This window comes from Streptomyces sp. NPDC046939, from assembly GCF_040644575.1.
In the GTDB taxonomy this organism is placed as follows: Bacteria; Actinomycetota; Actinomycetes; order Streptomycetales; family Streptomycetaceae; genus Streptomyces.
On sequence record NZ_JBEYWV010000024.1, the window covers coordinates 109200 to 125475 of the forward strand.

Below are 16276 nucleotides of genomic sequence, written 5' to 3' on the forward strand. Positions count from 1 at the left end.
CACCGGGGGCCAAGGAGGGTGGTACCGCGGGAGCGCGCCGCACACGGCGCACCGGCTCTCGTCCCTCCGACGGGAGAGATGCACGTCCGCCGGAGGAAGACTGATGACGCAGTACCGTCAGGTGCCCGCCCAGGTCGACCTGCCCGCCCTCGAGCACGCGGTGCTCGACTTCTGGGCCGAGCAGAAGATCTTCGCCAAGACCCTGGAGCAGTCCGAGGGGCGCCCCGAGTGGGTGTTCTACGAGGGCCCGCCCACGGCCAACGGCATGCCGGGCGCCCACCACATCGAGGCCCGCGTCTTCAAGGACGTCTTCCCCCGCTTCCGCACCATGCGCGGCTACCACGTGGCCCGCAAGGCGGGCTGGGACTGCCACGGCCTGCCGGTGGAGCTGGCGGTCGAGAAGGAGCTGGGCTTCAACGGCAAGAAGGACATCGAGGCGTACGGCATCGCCGAGTTCAACGCCAAGTGCCGCGAGTCCGTGACCCGGCACACCGACGCCTTCGCCGAGCTGACGACCCGCATGGGCTACTGGGTCGACCTCGACGACGCCTACCGGACCATGGACCCGGAGTACGTCGAGTCGGTCTGGTGGTCGCTGAAGGAGATCTTCAACAAGGGCCTGCTCGTCCAGGACCACCGCGTCGCCCCCTGGTGCCCGCGCTGCGGCACCGGCCTGTCCGACCACGAGCTGGCGCAGGGCTACGAGACGGTCGTCGACCCCTCGGTCTACGTCCGCTTCCCGCTCACCTCCGGGCCGCTCGCCGGCCAGGCCGCGCTCCTGGTCTGGACGACCACGCCGTGGACGCTCGTGTCCAACACGGCGGTCGCCGCGCATCCCGAGGTCCGCTACGTCGTCGTCAGCGACGGCCAGGAGAAGCTCGTCGTCGCCGAGCAGCTGGTGGAGAAGGCGCTCGGCGAGGGCTGGGAGGTGACCGGTGAGTCGTACACCGGTGCCGACATGGAGCGCTGGACGTACCAGCGCCCCTTCGAGCTGGTGGAGTTCCCGGCCGAGGCGCACTACGTCGTCAACGCCGAGTACGTGACGACCGAGGACGGTACGGGTCTGGTCCACCAGTCCCCCGCCTTCGGTGAGGACGACCTCAAGGTCTGCCGCGCGTACGGCCTCCCCGTCGTCAACCCGGTCCGCCCCGACGGCACCTTCGAGGAGGAGGTCCCCCTCGTCGGCGGCGTCTTCTTCAAGAAGGCCGACGAGGCGCTCACCGAGGACCTGAAGAACCGCGGCCTGCTCTTCAAGCACCTGCCGTACGAGCACAGCTACCCACACTGCTGGCGCTGCCACACGGCGCTGCTGTACTACGCGCAGCCGTCCTGGTACATCCGCACGACCGCGGTCAAGGACCGTCTCCTCCAGGAGAACGAGAAGACCAACTGGTTCCCGGGCAGCGTGAAGCACGGCCGCTTCGGCGACTGGCTGCAGAACAACATCGACTGGGCGCTCTCCCGCAACCGCTACTGGGGCACCCCGCTGCCGATCTGGCGCTGCGAGGACGGCCACCTCACCTGCGTCGGCTCCCGCGAGGAGCTGTCGCGGCTCAGCGGCACCGACCAGTCGGATCTCGACCCGCACCGCCCGTACATCGACGACGTCACCTTCCCCTGCACCGCCGAGGGCTGCGGCCACACGGCCGTGCGCGTGCCCGAGGTCATCGACGCCTGGTACGACTCGGGCTCGATGCCGTTCGCGCAGTGGGGCTACCCGTACAAGAACAAGGAGCTGTTCGAGGCGCGCTACCCCGCGCAGTTCATCTCCGAGGCGATCGACCAGACGCGCGGCTGGTTCTACACGCTGATGGCCGTCGGCACCCTGGTCTTCGACAGGTCCAGTTACGAGAACGTGGTCTGCCTGGGCCACATCCTCGCCGAGGACGGCCGGAAGATGTCCAAGCACCTGGGCAACATCCTCCAGCCGATCCCGCTCATGGACCAGCACGGCGCCGACGCGGTGCGCTGGTTCATGGCGGCCGGCGGCTCCCCGTGGGCGGCCCGCCGCGTCGGCCACGGCACGATCCAGGAGGTGGTACGTAAAACCCTCCTCACGTACTGGAACACCGTCGCCTTCCAGGCCCTGTACGCCCGGACGTCGCAGTGGGCGCCCAGCGCGGCGGACCCGGCCCCGGCCGAGCGCACCGTCCTGGACCGCTGGCTCCTGTCCGAGCTGCACCAGCTCACCGACGACGTCACCCAGGCCCTGGAGGCCTACGACACCCAGCGCGCCGGCAAGCTCCTGTCCGCGTTCGTCGACGACCTGTCGAACTGGTACGTGCGCCGCTCGCGCCGCCGCTTCTGGCAGGGCGACAAGGCCGCGCTGCGCACCCTGCACGACGTGGTCGTCACCGTGACCCAGCTGATGGCGCCGCTGACCCCGTTCATCACCGAGCGGGTCTGGCAGGACCTGGTCGTCCCGGTCACCCCGGACGCGCCCGAGTCGGTCCACCTCTCCTCCTGGCCCGAGGCCGACCGCTCGGCGATCGACCCGACCCTGTCGACGCAGATGGCGCTCGTGCGCCGCCTCGTGGAGCTGGGCCGCGCCACGCGCGCGGAGTCGGGCGTCAAGACCCGCCAGCCGCTCTCCCGCGCGCTCATCGCCGCGTCCGGCTTCGAGGCGCTCTCCGACGAGCTGCGCGCGCAGATCACGGAGGAGCTGAACGTCACCTCGCTCGCCACGCTGGCGGAGGTCGGCGGCTCGCTGGTCGACACGACGGCCAAGGCGAACTTCCGGGCGCTCGGCAAGCGGTTCGGCAAGCGCGTCCAGGACGTGGCCAAGGCGGTCGCGGCGGCGGACGCGGCGGCGCTCTCCCTCGCCCTGCGCGAGGGCACGGCGTCGGTCGAGGTCGACGGCGAGACGATCACCCTCGCCCCGGACGAGGTCATCATCACCGAGACCCCGCGCGAGGGCTGGTCGGTGGCGTCGGACTCCGGTGCGACGGTCGCCCTCGACCTGGAGCTGACCGAGGAGCTGCGCCAGGCGGGCCTGGCCCGTGACGCGATCCGGCTGATCCAGGAGGCCCGCAAGAACAGCGGCCTGGACGTCGCGGACCGCATCGCCCTGCGCTGGACGTCGACGGACCCGGCGGTGATCTCGGCCCTGACCGAGCACACGCCCCTGATCGCGGACGAGGTCCTGGCAACGGACTTCGCCCAGGGCGAGGCCAACGACACGTACGGCACTCCGTTCACGGACGAGGGCCTGTCCTTGACGTTCCGCCTCCGCAAGGCATAACGGTCACCTGCTACGGCTCACCCGCGAAGGGGTCGGCCCCCGCCGGAGCGTCTCCGGCGGGGGCCGACCCCTTCGGTCTTCCGACCGGCTGACAGCGGACGCGCCGGGGCGGGCCGGATTCGAACCGGCGTCCTCCCACATGCGGTGAAGGCGCGACAACCCACTGCGCTACGCGCCCCGGCGCTCCCCGCACAGTAGCGGCCGCCCAGCAACCCCCACCAGCGATTTCCAGGACGGTAAAGGCCGCGGCCCGGATCGTGAATACGATCCGGGCCGCGGCCTGAATGAACGCCGACGCCTGCTGTACAGGCGCGGAGCGCTTAGTTGTCGTCCTCGTCGATGAGGAACCCACGCATCGGCGAGGGCGCCTGCTGCATCGGCTGCGGCGCCTGCGGCCGCACCGGTGCCATCGGCTGGGTCATCGCGGGCGACATCTGCTGCTGGCCACCCCCGTAGGAGGGACCACCGCTCTGCTGGTTGCCGCCCATGCCCTGCCCACCGCCGTAGGACGGCGCACCCGCGCCGGCCGGGGCCATGGAGGGCGCCGGGGACGGCGGCAGCGAGGCGGTCGCCGGGGTCCGCGGCGGGGCGAGCGAGTCGTCCGCCTGGGTCTCCAGCTGGCGCAGCTGCGACTCGAGGTAGGACTTCAGGCGCGTACGGTACTCGCGCTCGAAGCCGCGCAGGTCCTCGACCTTGCGCTCCAGGGTGGCGCGGGCGGACTCCAAGGAGCCCATCGCGACGCGGTGCTTCTCCTGCGCGTCCCGCTCCAGGGCGTCGGCCTTGGCACGGGCGTCCCGCTCCAGACCCTCGGCGCGGCTGCGGGCCTCACCGACGATCTTGTTGGCCTCGGAACGCGCCTCGGCGATCGCCTGGTCGGCGGTCTGCTGGGCGAGGGAGAGGACACGCGCGGCGCTGTCGCCACCGGGACCGCCCTGGCCGGGCTGCTGCATCTGCGGAGGACCGCCGTGACCGCCCATGGGGCCGCCCATCGGTCCGCCCAGCTGCGGCTGGCCGCCCATCTGGCCCTGCATCGGACCCTGGCCCATGGGGCCCTGGCCCATCGGACCGGGACCCTGCGGGCCACCCGGTCCCTGCGGCCCGTGTCCACCGGGACCGGCCGGGAGCTGCGGGGCACCGCTCGGCAGCTGCGGGGGCCCACCCATGGGGCCGCCCATCTGCTGCTGCGGCGGGCCCGATATGCCGGCGGGCACCGGCTGGCCGGGACCTCGCATGCCCTGCGGGGGACCCTGCTGATGTCCCTGCTGGTCCTGCGGGCCGCCCTGGCCCTCGGGGCCACCGGGGCCCTTGCGCATTCCGCCCTGCTGCTGGTTCTGCGCGGCGGCGCGGGTGGCCGCGGCCAGCTTGGCGCGCAGGTCCTCGTTCTCGCGGAGCAGGCGGGTCAGTTCGGCTTCGACCTCGTCGAGGAAGGCATCGACCTCGTCCTCGTCATAGCCTTCTCGGAGGCGGACGGTCGTGAACTGCTTGTTCCGCACGTCCTCGGGGGTCAACGGCATCTCTTCACCTCAACGTAGTCGTCGGCATTCGGCAAGACCGTATCGTTCACAGCCGGCTCACGACGGAGATCAGGATGTAGACGATGATCATCAGTACGAAGAAGGACAGGTCGAGCGCCACGCCCCCGAGACGCAGCGGCGGGATGAACCGCCGCAGAAGCTTGAGCGGTGGATCAGTGACAGTGTAGGTGGCCTCGAGGACCACCACCATCGCCTTGCCGGGTTGCCACGAGCGGGCGAACTGGAACACGTAATCCATGACCAGCCGGAAGATCAGCACGATGAGGAAACACATCAGCGCGATGTAGACCACATCCAAAAACACGCCCATGTCGGCGGTTCCCTCTCCCCTGTTGCTCGTGCCTCGTGACTGGCCGGCCAGTCGTGTTGAACCGGTGTTGCGTCTCAGCTCTGGTTGAAGAACCCACCCTCTGCGATACGGGCCTTGTCCTCCGCCGTGACATCGACGTTAGCAGGAGACAACAGGAACACCTTCTGCGTCACCCGCTCGATGCTCCCGTGCAGGCCGAAGACGAGACCGGCGGCAAAGTCGACAAGTCGCTTCGCGTCGGTGTCGTCCATCTCGGTCAGATTCATGATCACCGGAGTGCCCTCGCGGAAGTGTTCCCCGATGGTACGGGCCTCGTTGTACGTCCGGGGGTGCAGTGTGGTGATGCGGTAGGGCTCCCGCTCGGACACGACCTTGGGCATGATCACCGGTGCGTTCTTCTCCAGGCTCTGTCGTTCAGGTGTGATGGATGCCACGGGGGCGATTCGCGCCGGACGTCCGGATTCAGCGGCGAGCGAAGCGGGCTGGCGCGCTGGCTCGCGCTGTGCGGGCGGCTGTACGACTCGCACCGATTCGTCCGTTTCCGGGGCGCGGGAGTTGTGTGACTGATGCGACGGCTCATGGCGTCGCCGGTCACGCTCGGGCTCCGGGTCGAGCTCGGGTTCGAAGTCGTCGTCGGGGTCGAACCCCCGGCCGTCGTACCCATCGTCCTCCACGAGGCCGAGGTAGACCGCCATCTTGCGCATCGCGCCGGCCATGCTCTGAGTCCTCCGCTCTGTGGTGGATCGGCTGACGTCAACCAAGCTGCCCGCGATCCACGTGATCTCCCCGCCCATCAGCGAGAATGACCATATTTTCTGCTGTGGTCCGACTTCTTGGCGACGTTACCCGAGCCTGGGTCGGACACCGAGTACCGCCGTACCGACGCGCACATGTGTCGCTCCGGCCGCCACGGCCTGTTCGAGGTCCGAACTCATCCCTGCCGACACCATGTTCGCAGTCGGACGGGAAGCGCGCAGGGCAGTCGACAAATCCATGAGCCGTTCGAACGCCGCCTGTTGCCGGCCCGCGTAGGCCCCCGTGAGCGGCGCGACGGTCATCAGACCGTCGAGCCGCAGCCCCGGCGCCTCGGCCACGCGCGCGGCCAACTCCTCGACGCCGCCCGGACCGACGCCCCCGCGCTCGCCCCGGCCGTCCTCCTGCGCGTCGAGCGCGACCTGGATCAGGCAGCCCAGCTCGCGGTCCGCCCGCTCGGCCTCCTTGGAGAGCGCCGTGACGAGCTTCGCCCGGTCCACGGACTGCACCATATCGGCATAACCCACCACGGAACGCACCTTGTTGGTCTGCAACTGGCCGACGAAGTGCCAGGTGAGCGGCAGGTCCGCGCACTCCTTCGCCTTGGGGGCGGCGTCCTGGTCGCGGTTCTCCGCGACGTGCCGCACGCCGAGTTCGGAGAGGATCCGCACATCGCTCGCGGGGTAGGTCTTGGTGACCACGATGAGGGTCACCTCCTCGCGCTTGCGGCCGGCCGCCGCGCAGGCGGCGGCGATGCGCTCCTCCACCTTGGCCAGGTTCGCCGCGAGTTCTTCCTTGCGTCCCGCGAGGTCCTGGTTGCCCTGATTGTCAGGGATATCCGTCATGTCGTATCAGTCCAGCCAGACATAGCCCGCGAGCCGACCGGTCGTCCTGTCGCGGCGGTACGAGAAGTGGTCGTGCGACTCCCGCGTGCAGACCGGCGACTGCTCCCGGTCGCGCACTCCGAGCCGCTCCAGTTGGGCGTGCACACCGGCGCTCACGTCGACGGCGGGAGTGCCCCAGCGGGTGACGGCGTACGCGGCCGGTTCCACCTCGGCGACCTCCGCGCGCATCCGCTCCGGCACCTCGTAGCACCCTCCGCAGACGGCGGGTCCGGTGCGGGCCACGATCCGGGCGGGGTCGGCGCCGAGCTTCACCATCGCCTCGACGGCGGCGGGCACGACCCCGGCGACCATCCCGGGGCGTCCCGCGTGCGCGGCGGCGACGACCCCGGCGGCCGGGTCGGCGAGGAGGACCGGGGTGCAGTCCGCGGTCAGGACGGCGAGGGCGAGCCCGCGCCGGGTGGTGACGAGCGCGTCCACCCGCGGAATGTCGGCCTCCGTGACCCAGGGCCCGTCCACCACGGCGACGTCGGGCCCGTGTACCTGGTTCATCCAGACGACCCGGGTCGCCTCCAGGCCGAGCGCCTTCGCCGCCAGCTCCCGGTTGCGCAGCACGGCGGCGCGGTCGTCACCGACCGCGCCGCCGAGGTTGAGCTCCTCGTACGGAGCGGCGCTCACCCCGCCCCACCGGTCGGTGAAGGCGAAGTGCGCGCCACCCGGAGAGGTCACAGCGCCGACCGAGGTCACGTCGTCCCGCTGGCCTATCACTGTCGTGCGGTTCCCGTCGGGCCCGGGACCGCCCCCGCGGGGTGGGTCACTGTCAGGAACGTCACTTCAGGAAGTCCGGGACGTCCAGCTCCTCGGCCTGGCTGTCCGGGTAGGACGGGCGCGGCACGTGGGGCGGGGTGACGGGCGCGGCGGGGGCCTCGCTCGCCGGGGCGGGCACCTCGATCGGCTCCGGCTTCTGCTCCTCGCGCGGGGTGACGCTGCCGAGGCCGCCGAAGGCCGGGCGCGCGGGCTCGGGGGCCGGCGCCGGGCGGGAGGCGGGGGCGGGTTCCTCGCGCTTGGCGGCTGACGAGCCGATCACGTTGTCCCGCTTGGCCGGGGGCTGGCCGCCGTCGAACCCGGCGGCGATGACCGTGACCCGGACCTCGTCGCCGAGGGCGTCGTCGATGACCGCACCGAAGATGATGTTGGCTTCGGGGTGCGCGGCCTCGCTGACCAGTTGCGCCGCCTCGTTGATCTCGAACAGGCCGAGGTCGGAGCCGCCGGAGATGGAGAGCAGGACGCCGCGGGCGCCGTCGATGGAGGCTTCGAGGAGCGGCGAGGAGATCGCCATCTCGGCGGCCGCCACCGCGCGGTCGTCGCCGCGGGCCGAGCCGATGCCCATGAGCGCGGAACCCGCCTCGGACATCACGGACTTGACGTCGGCGAAGTCGAGGTTGATCAGGCCGGGGGTGGTGATGAGGTCGGTGATGCCCTGGACACCGGAGAGCAGGACCTGGTCCGCCGACTTGAAGGCGTCGAGGACGGATACCTGGCGGTCCGAGATGGACAGGAGCCGGTCGTTGGGGATGACGATGAGGGTGTCGACCTCTTCGCGGAGTTCGGCGATGCCGTCCTCCGCCTGGTTCGCCCGGCGCCGCCCCTCGAAGGTGAACGGGCGGGTGACCACGCCGATCGTCAGGGCGCCGAGCGAGCGCGCGATGTTGGCCACGACGGGTGCGCCGCCGGTGCCGGTGCCGCCGCCCTCACCGGCGGTGACGAAGACCATGTCGGCCCCCTTGAGGACCTCCTCGATCTCCTCGCGGTGGTCCTCGGCCGCCTTGCGCCCGACTGCCGGATTGGCTCCGGCGCCGAGTCCGCGGGTGAGTTCACGGCCGACGTCGAGCTTGACGTCCGCGTCGCTCATCAACAGGGCTTGCGCGTCGGTGTTGATGGCGATGAACTCGACGCCCTTGAGACCGACCTCGATCATCCGGTTGATGGCATTGACACCACCGCCGCCGACACCGATGACTTTGATGACTGCGAGGTAGTTCTGCGGTGCTGCCACGTCGAAGGCCTCTCGCCTCGAGTTACGTGTCGCCGCTTCGTGTCTGCCGAGGCGACGACTGATGTCGAATGGGGACGGTCCGGACTACTAGTCGACTGCCGACCCGAACCCTAACGGTGAAGTTTAGGGTTACCAGTGTGTCTGTTCCCTGGACTCTTCCGAACCTGACACTAAGTCGACAAGTGGCGCCCGTTCAACGAACACGCCGAACCTCCCGTTTTTCTTTTCACCCTATGTGATCAGCCGTAGCGCTGCCCAACCAGGGTGCTGGCCTGCGCTGATGTGCGTCAACTCCCCGACGAGGCAGGGGCGGTGGGAACACTCACGTCGAAGTGCGAAGCCTTTGGAGCTGCTTTCATGAGGCCGCGCAGTACGCGCCCCTTCGCGCCGCCCTTCTCGGCACTTCCCCAGACGACGGTGCGCCCGCCGGTGAGCCCCAGCGAGATGTCGTCGTACGAACGGACCCTGACGGTACGGGTGTCGCGCCCGACGGCCGCCGGAAGGTTCCCGGCGACCCGGACCGCCTCGCGGAGCAGACGGTCGGTACCGAAGCGTCGCAGGCTCGCCGCGGCGCCCGCCTGATCCGGCGTCAATTCCAGCCGGGGAACGCCCTTCGGGGCTTTGTCGACCGTCGCAAAACGCACACCCTCATGGTCGACTTCGATGAACTTGCCCGAATTTCCGGCGTCCTCGATGAGGAGAACCGGCTTGCGTTCCGTCACTTTCAGCCCGATTCCATGCGGCCAGGAACGCACCACGTCCACCGAGTCGACGCGGGGCAGGCTCCGCCGGATCCGCTCCTCGATGGCGCCGGTGTCGACGGAGACCAGCGGGGCGCCGACCGGCACCGCGGCGGCCTCGCGCACCTGCCCGGGCGTGAGGACGTCGGTCCCGGAGGCGGTGACGCGCTCGACGCGCAGCCACTGCGATCCGTACAGGACCCAGACCACGCCCGCGCCGATCAGCGCGAGCAGGACGCCGCTCACGACGAGTGTGCGCAGGCGGGGCAGGCGCAGCCGGGGCGGCGGCGGGCCGGAGGGGCCCGCGGAGGACGCCTCGGCCTCGTCTCGTTCGCCGCGGTCCGCGGTGCTCGCTCCGGCCACGCTGCCCTGCCTCATGTGTCGTACGCCGTCAGCGGCGTGAGTTGATCGCCTCGTACACCATCCCGACGAGCAGGTCGTCGGCGTCCCTGCGGCCGAATTCGGAGGCGGCGCGGGACATCTCGTACAGCCGGTGCGGGTCGGCGAGCACGGGCAGGACGTTGCCCATGACCCACTCGGGGCTCAGCTCCGCGTCGTCGACCAGCAGGCCGCCGCCGGCCTTGACCACCGGCTGGGCGTTGAGCCGCTGTTCGCCGTTGCCGATGGGCAGCGGGACGTAGGCGGCCGGGAGTCCGACGGCGGAGAGTTCGGCGACGGTCATCGCGCCCGCGCGGCAGAGCATCATGTCGGCCGCGGCGTACGCGAGGTCCATCCGGTCCACGTACGGTACCGGGATGTAGGGGGGCATTCCCGGCATCTGCTGTACGTGTGGCAGTTCGTTCTTCGGGCCGACCACGTGCAGGATCTGGATGCCGGCCTGCTGGAGCAGCGGGGCGACGCGCTGGATGACCTCGTTGAGGTGGCGGGCGCCCTGGGAGCCGCCGGAGACGAGCAGCGTCGGCAGGTTGGGGTCGAGGCCGAAGGTGTGGCGGGCCTCGGGGCGCACGGCGGCGCGGTCGAGCATGGCGATGGTGCGGCGCAGCGGGATGCCGATGTAGCGGGCGTCGCGCAGCTTGCTGTCCGGGGTGGAGACGGCGACGCCCGCCGCGTACCGGGAGCCGATCTTGTTGGCCAGGCCGGGCCGGGCGTTCGCCTCGTGCACCACGATCGGCACGCCCGCGCGCTTGGCGGCGAGGTAGCCGGGCAGCGCCACGTAGCCGCCGAAGCCGACGACGCAGTCGGCCTTGGTGCGCTCAAGGACCTGCTCGGCGGCCTTGATGGTGCCGCGAAGGCGCCCCGGCACCGTGATCAGCTCGGGGGTGGGCTTGCGGGGCAGCGGGACGGCGGGAATCAGCGCCAGCTCGTAGCCGCGCTCCGGTACGAGACGGGTCTCCAGGCCGCGCTCCGTGCCGAGGGCCGTGATCCCCACGGTCGGGTCCTGCCTGCGCAGGGCGTCCGCGAGGGCGAGCGCCGGCTCGATGTGGCCGGCGGTCCCCCCACCGGCGAGTACGACATGCACCGAAATTCACCGCTCTCCGGACGTACGCGCCGAGGCGCGCCGTCGCATCGTGTTCCATCTCATCCGTGGCTGCCGCATGGCGAGGGCCGCCCGTGCCGCCGGTTCGTCCCGCGCGAACGCGATCAGAAGTCCCACGGCGAACATGGTCGGCAGCAGCGCGGACCCCCCGTACGAGAACAGCGGGAGCGGGACACCGGCGATCGGCAACAGGCCGAGCACCGCACCGATGTTGACCACGGCCTGCGCCGTGATCCAGGTGGTCACGCCTCCCGCGGCATATCTCACGAAGGGGTCCTCCGTGCGTCCGGCCACGCGGATACCCGCATAGCCTAGAGCCGCGAACAGGGCGAGCACCGACAGCGTCCCTGAAAGGCCCAGTTCCTCACCGGTGATGGCGAAGATGAAGTCGGTGTGCGCTTCGGGCAGTTGGCCCCATTTTTCCACACTGGCGCCGAGCCCGGAACCGAAGAGTCCGCCGGAGGCCAGGGCGTAGATGCCGTGCAGTCCCTGCCAGCACATGTCGCCGGGGCCCGCGTCGGAGCGGCCGAGGCAGGCGAGGCGGGCCATGCGGTTGGGGCTGGTCTTGATGAGCATGACGCCGATCAGGCCCGCGACCGTGAGGACGCCGACGAAGAGCCTGGTCGGGGCGCCCGCCATCCACAGCAGGCCGAACAGGATCGCGGTGAGCAGGATCGCGGTGCCCATGTCACCGCCGAGCATGATCAGGCCGAGCAGCAGGAACGCCATCGGGACGAGCGGCACCAGCATGTGCTTCCACTGGGTGAGGAGCCGCTTGTCGTGCTTGCGGGCGAGCAGGTCGGCGCCCCACAGGATCAGCGCCAGCTTGCCGAACTCGCTGGGCTGGAGCATGAAGGGGCCGCCGAGCGAGATCCAGTTCTGGTTGCCGTTGATCGACACCCCTATCCCCGGCACCTGCACCAGGACCATCAGGAAGACGCTGACGGCGAGGATCGGGTAGGCCAGGGCCCGGTGGAGCTTGACCGGCATCCGCATGGCGAGCACGAGCAGGATCGCGCCGAGGACGGCCGCGACGAACTGCTTGCGGAAGAAGTACGAGGAGGACAGCCCCATCTGCAGGGCCGTGATCATCGACGCCGAGTAGACCATCACCAGGCCGAGCCCGGTGATGAGCAGGGCCGAGCCGAGGATCAGGTAGTACGCGGTGAGGGGCCGGTCCCAGGCGCGGCGGGCCCGGGTGTAGAGGCGGCGTACGGGGTTGACGCGGGCCCGGTAGACGCGGCTGGTGCGCCGCGGCGGGGCCGCGGGCCGCTTGGTGGCTCCGGCGCTGCTAGCGGGCATGGCCGCTCCCCCGGTACCGGTTCGACGTTCGCTGGTGCGCTGCCACGTTCCCCTCCCGAGGGTGCCCGGCGTCACCGGGCACCCGAAGGTACCGTCAGACGCTGGTGGCGCCCAGTTCACGGACCGCTTCCGCGAACGCCTCGCCACGCTTGTTGTAGTTCGTGAACATGTCCATCGACGCGCAGGCCGGGGCCATCAGGACGGTGTCCCCCGGGCGGGCGAGCCGCGCCGCCTCCTGGACCGCCGCGGACATCGCCCCAGTGTCGGTCCGGTCGAGGTCGACGACCGGTACTTCCGGGGCGTGTCGCTCCAGGGCTTCCCGGATCAGGGCCCGGTCGGCGCCGATGAGGACGACGCCGCGAAGCCGCCCGGCGGCGCCCGCGACCAGCTCGTCGAAGGTCGCTCCCTTGGCGAGCCCGCCCGCGATCCACACGATCGACTCGTACGCGGCCAACGACGCCTGCGCGGCGTGGGTGTTGGTCGCCTTGGAGTCGTCCACGTACGCCACCCCGTCGACGTCGGCGACGTGGGCGATGCGGTGGGCGTCCGGGGTGAAGGCGCGCAGCCCGTCGCGGACGGCGGCGGGTTCGACGCCGTAGGCGCGGGCGAGGGCCGCCGCCGCGAGGGCGTTGGCGATGTTGTGCGGGGCCGGCGGGGTCACGTCGGCGACCTCGGCCAGCTCCTGGGCGTTCTTCTGCCGGTCCTCGACGAAGGCCCGGTCGACGAGGATGCCCTCGACGACGCCCAGCTCGGAGGGGCCGGGTGTGGAGAGGGTGAAGCCGATGGCGCGGCAGCCCTCCTCGACGTCGGCCTCGCGGACGAGGTCCTCGGTGGCCTTGTCGGCGGTGTTGTAGACGCAGGCGACCTGGTTGCCTTCGTAAATCCGGCCCTTGTCGGCGGCGTACGCCTCCATGGAGCCGTGCCAGTCGAGGTGGTCGGGCGCGAGGTTGAGGACGGCCGCGGAGTGGGCGCGCAGGGAGGGCGCCCAGTGCAGTTGGTAGGAGGACAGCTCGACGGCGAGGACGTCGTAGGCGTCGTCCCCTTCGAGAACCACGTCGATGATCGGGGTGCCGATGTTGCCGACGGCGGCCGTGCGCTTGCCCGCCGCCGTCAGGATCGAGGCGAGCATCTGCGTCGTGGTGGTCTTGCCGTTGGTGCCGGTGATGGCGAGCCAGGGCGCCGCGTCGGGGCCGCGCAGGCGCCAGGCGAGCTCGACGTCGCCGATGACGTCCACGCCCGCCTCTGCGGCGGCAGCGAACAGGGGCGAGGTCGGCTTCCAGCCCGGCGAGGTGACGACGAGTTCGGTGCCCTCGGGCAGCGTCTCGGCATCCCCGAGGCGTACGGAAATGCCCTCCTCTTCAAGAAGCGCCGCTTTTTCGCGCTGGGCGGGGCCGTCGCCGCCGTCCACGACGGTGACCGACGCGCCGAGGCCGGCCAGGGCGCGGGCGGCGCTGAGGCCGCTCACGCCGAGACCGGCGACGGTGATGGTCGTCCCCTGCCAGGAACCCTGACCAGATGTCACTTCTTGGCTGCCCATCCTGCGTAGAAGAGGCCGAGTCCGACGATCACGCACATGCCCTGGATGATCCAGAAGCGGACCACGACAAGGACTTCGGACCACCCCTTGAGTTCGAAGTGGTGCTGGAGTGGCGCCATGCGGAAGACACGCTTGCCGGTGAGCTTGAAGGAGCCGACCTGGATGACCACGGACATGGTGATCATCACGAAGAGGCCGCCGAGCAGGGCGAGCAGCAGTTCGGTGCGCGAGCAGATCGCGAGACCCGCGAGGGCGCCGCCGAGGGCGAGGGAGCCGGTGTCACCCATGAAGATCTTGGCGGGCGAGGTGTTCCACCACAGGAAGCCGAAGCAGGCGCCCATGAGGGCGGAGGCGACGACGGCCAGGTCGAGTGGGTCTCTGACCTCGAAACACGCGGCTGGGTTGGTGAGGGTCTGCGCGTTGGCGCAGGACTCCTGGAACTGCCAGACGCCGATGAAGGTGTAGGCGCCGAAGACCATCACGGAGGCGCCGGTGGCGAGGCCGTCGAGGCCGTCGGTGAGGTTCACGCCGTTCGACATCGCGAGGATCATGAACAGCGCCCAGACGACGAAGAGCACCGGGCCGATCGTCCAGCCGAAGTCCTCCACGAAGGAGAGCCGGGTCGAGGCCGGGGTCTGCCCCCTGGCGTCCGCGAACTGCAGGGACAGGACCGCGAAGGCGATGCCGACGATCAGCTGTCCGGCCATCTTCGCCTTGGCCCGCAGACCGAGCGAACGGCGCTTGACGATCTTGATGTAGTCGTCGAGGAAGCCGACCAGGCCCATGCCCGCCATCAGGCCGAGCACGAGGAGACCCGACAGGGTCGGGGACGCGCCGGTGATCAGCTTGGACAGGAAGTACGCGATGAGGGTCGCCAGGATGAAGGCGATACCACCCATGGTCGGTGTACCGCGCTTGCTGTGGTGCTCGCGCGGGCCGTCGTCACGGATGTACTGGCCGTAGCCCTTGCGCGCCAGGAGCTTGATCAGCAGGGGGGTGCCGACCAGCGTCAGGAACAGACCGATGACGCCCGCGAAGAGGATCTGCTTCATCATCGGGCATCGACCTCGCCCTCGAGCAGCGCCTGTGCCACGCTCTCCAGGCCCACCGACCTGGATGCCTTCACGAGCACGACGTCACCCGGGCGCAGCTCGCTGCGCAACAGGTCGACCGCCGCCTGTGCGTCGGACACGTGCACCGACTCCTCACCCCACGAACCCTCGTTGTAGGCGCCCAGTCGCAACCAGGACGCTTCCCTGCCCCCGACTGCCACGAGCTTGCTGACGTTGAGCCGGACGGCGAGCCGTCCGACCGCGTCGTGCTCGGCCAGCGACTCGTCGCCCAGCTCGGCCATGTGCCCGAGCACCGCCCACGTACGACCCCCCGTTGCCCGCCGGGCCTCGCCCATTGCCACGAGCGCGCGCAGGGCGGCTCGCATGGACTCGGGGTTCGCGTTGTAGGCGTCGTTGACGATCGTGACGCCGTCCGGACGCTCGGTGACCTCCATCCGCCAGCGGGACAGGGAGCCAGCCTCGGAGAGCGCGAGCGCGATCTCCGAGGCGGACATGCCAAGGTCATGGGCGACGGCGGCCGCGGCGAGCGCGTTCGACACGTGGTGCTCACCGTACAGGCGCAAGGTCACTTCGCTGCACCCGGAGGGTGTGTGGAGGTCGAAGGCGGGCTGCCCGTTCTCCGTGAGCCGGACATTCTCGGCACGTACGTCGGCTTCGTCGCTCTCTCCGAAGAGGAGCACCTTGGCCTTCGTACGGGACTCCATGGCCCGGACGAGCGGGTCGTCGGCGTTGAGGACCGCGGTGCCGTCGGCGGGGAGCGACTCGACCAGCTCACCCTTCGCTTCCGCGATCTGCTGCTTGCCGCCGAACTCGCCGATGTGGGCGCTGCCGACGTTGAGGACGACGCCGACGCGCGGGGGCGTGAGGCCCGTCAGGTACCGGATGTGGCCCTTGCCGCGGGCGCCCATCTCCAGGACGAGGAACTTCGTCTCGTCGGTGGCGGACAGGGCGGTGAGCGGCAGGCCGATCTCGTTGTTGAACGAGCCCGGCGTGAAGACGGTGGGCGCCTTGCGGCTGAGCACCTGGGCGATGAGGTCCTTGGTGCTGGTCTTGCCGGCCGAGCCGGTCAGCGCGACGAGGGTGGCGCCGAGCCGCTCGACGACGTGCTGGGCGAGCGCGCCGAGCGCCGCCTTCACGTCGTCGACGACGATGGCGGGCACGCCGACGGGGCGGGACGCCAGGACGGCGGCCGCTCCCTTGTCGACGACCTCGCGCGCGTAGTCGTGGCCGTCCACGCGTTCGCCGGCGAACGCGGCGAACAGGCTGCCGGTCTCGACCTTGCGCGAGTCGATGACGACCGGCCCGGTGACCCGGACCTGTTCGTCCGGTATGTCATAGGTCTGCCCGCCGACAGCAGAGGCGATCTCGGCGAGGGAGAGGGCGATCACA

At 70.5% G+C, this 16276-nt stretch carries 13 protein-coding genes and 1 tRNA gene; 1 reads left to right on the forward strand and 13 read right to left on the reverse strand.

The genetic code is table 11. From position 1 onward, the window contains the following. Positions 1 to 103: 103 nt before the first annotated feature. Positions 104 to 3241 carry an isoleucine--tRNA ligase gene (gene ileS, locus ABZ877_RS25480; protein WP_361075042.1) on the forward strand — a complete coding sequence of 1046 codons (3138 nt, stop codon included), beginning with the start codon at positions 104 to 106 and terminating at the stop codon, positions 3239 to 3241. A gap of 104 nt (positions 3242 to 3345) precedes the next feature. Here the strand turns inward: ileS and ABZ877_RS25485 are convergent. From ABZ877_RS25485 to murF, 13 genes are all read right to left on the reverse strand, one after another. Continuing rightward, positions 3346 to 3420 (reverse strand) — tRNA-Ala (locus ABZ877_RS25485). A 141-nt stretch (positions 3421 to 3561) separates the two neighbouring features. Continuing rightward, positions 3562 to 4755: a DivIVA domain-containing protein gene (locus ABZ877_RS25490; protein WP_361075044.1), complete on the reverse strand. Its 1194-nt coding sequence runs from the start codon at positions 4753 to 4755 to the stop codon at positions 3562 to 3564. Between the two features lie 46 nt (positions 4756 to 4801). Then, positions 4802 to 5086, reverse strand: a complete 285-nt coding sequence (locus ABZ877_RS25495; protein WP_361075046.1) for a YggT family protein — start codon at positions 5084 to 5086, stop codon at positions 4802 to 4804. Positions 5087 to 5160: 74 nt separating this feature from the next. Next, positions 5161 to 5802 carry a cell division protein SepF gene (sepF, locus tag ABZ877_RS25500; RefSeq protein ID WP_361075048.1) on the reverse strand — a complete coding sequence of 214 codons (642 nt, stop codon included), beginning with the start codon at positions 5800 to 5802 and terminating at the stop codon, positions 5161 to 5163. 126 nt (positions 5803 to 5928) lie between these two features. Then, a complete protein-coding gene (locus tag ABZ877_RS25505; RefSeq protein ID WP_361075050.1) occupies positions 5929 to 6684 on the reverse strand; it encodes a YggS family pyridoxal phosphate-dependent enzyme in 756 nt (251 codons plus the stop codon). Between the two features lie 6 nt (positions 6685 to 6690). Further along, a complete protein-coding gene (gene pgeF, locus ABZ877_RS25510) occupies positions 6691 to 7410 on the reverse strand; it encodes a peptidoglycan editing factor PgeF (RefSeq protein ID WP_361075052.1) in 720 nt (239 codons plus the stop codon). A gap of 100 nt (positions 7411 to 7510) precedes the next feature. Beyond that, a complete protein-coding gene (gene ftsZ, locus ABZ877_RS25515) occupies positions 7511 to 8737 on the reverse strand; it encodes a cell division protein FtsZ (RefSeq protein ID WP_361075054.1) in 1227 nt (408 codons plus the stop codon). A 287-nt stretch (positions 8738 to 9024) separates the two neighbouring features. Next, the gene (locus ABZ877_RS25520) at positions 9025 to 9840 is read right to left on the reverse strand and encodes an FtsQ-type POTRA domain-containing protein (RefSeq protein WP_361075109.1); all 816 of its coding nucleotides are present in this window, start codon (positions 9838 to 9840) and stop codon (positions 9025 to 9027) included. Positions 9841 to 9868: 28 nt separating this feature from the next. After that, positions 9869 to 10957, reverse strand: a complete 1089-nt coding sequence (gene murG / locus ABZ877_RS25525) for an undecaprenyldiphospho-muramoylpentapeptide beta-N-acetylglucosaminyltransferase (protein ID WP_361075055.1) — start codon at positions 10955 to 10957, stop codon at positions 9869 to 9871. Positions 10958 to 10963: 6 nt separating this feature from the next. Beyond that, the gene (ftsW, locus tag ABZ877_RS25530; protein WP_361075057.1) at positions 10964 to 12277 is read right to left on the reverse strand and encodes a putative lipid II flippase FtsW; all 1314 of its coding nucleotides are present in this window, start codon (positions 12275 to 12277) and stop codon (positions 10964 to 10966) included. Between the two features lie 94 nt (positions 12278 to 12371). Next, positions 12372 to 13814: a UDP-N-acetylmuramoyl-L-alanine--D-glutamate ligase gene (murD, locus tag ABZ877_RS25535; RefSeq protein WP_361075059.1), complete on the reverse strand. Its 1443-nt coding sequence runs from the start codon at positions 13812 to 13814 to the stop codon at positions 12372 to 12374. Then, the gene (gene mraY / locus ABZ877_RS25540; protein ID WP_361075060.1) at positions 13796 to 14869 is read right to left on the reverse strand and encodes a phospho-N-acetylmuramoyl-pentapeptide-transferase; all 1074 of its coding nucleotides are present in this window, start codon (positions 14867 to 14869) and stop codon (positions 13796 to 13798) included. The genes murD and mraY overlap by 19 nt, the downstream gene beginning before the upstream one ends. After that, on the reverse strand, positions 14866 to 16275 hold the full coding sequence (gene murF, locus ABZ877_RS25545) for a UDP-N-acetylmuramoyl-tripeptide--D-alanyl-D-alanine ligase (RefSeq protein ID WP_361075062.1): 1410 nt from the start codon (positions 16273 to 16275) through the stop codon (positions 14866 to 14868). Before murF ends, mraY begins: the two co-directional genes overlap by 4 nt. Between the last annotated feature and the right edge of the window lies 1 nt (position 16276).

Excerpts from the sequence above, each read along its gene's own strand:
- murD (WP_361075059.1), bottom strand. The coding sequence starts at position 13,814 with ATGGGCAGCCAAGAAGTGACATCTGGTCAGGGTTCCTGGCAGGGGACG.
- mraY (WP_361075060.1), bottom strand. The coding sequence starts at position 14,869 with ATGATGAAGCAGATCCTCTTCGCGGGCGTCATCGGTCTGTTCCTGACG.
- ABZ877_RS25505 (WP_361075050.1), bottom strand. The coding sequence starts at position 6,684 with ATGACGGATATCCCTGACAATCAGGGCAACCAGGACCTCGCGGGACGC.
- ABZ877_RS25495 (WP_361075046.1), bottom strand. The coding sequence starts at position 5,086 with ATGGGCGTGTTTTTGGATGTGGTCTACATCGCGCTGATGTGTTTCCTC.
- sepF (WP_361075048.1), bottom strand. The coding sequence starts at position 5,802 with ATGGCCGGCGCGATGCGCAAGATGGCGGTCTACCTCGGCCTCGTGGAG.
- ileS (WP_361075042.1), top strand. The coding sequence starts at position 104 with ATGACGCAGTACCGTCAGGTGCCCGCCCAGGTCGACCTGCCCGCCCTC.
- ftsW (WP_361075057.1), bottom strand. The coding sequence starts at position 12,277 with ATGCCCGCTAGCAGCGCCGGAGCCACCAAGCGGCCCGCGGCCCCGCCG.
- ABZ877_RS25490 (WP_361075044.1), bottom strand. The coding sequence starts at position 4,755 with ATGCCGTTGACCCCCGAGGACGTGCGGAACAAGCAGTTCACGACCGTC.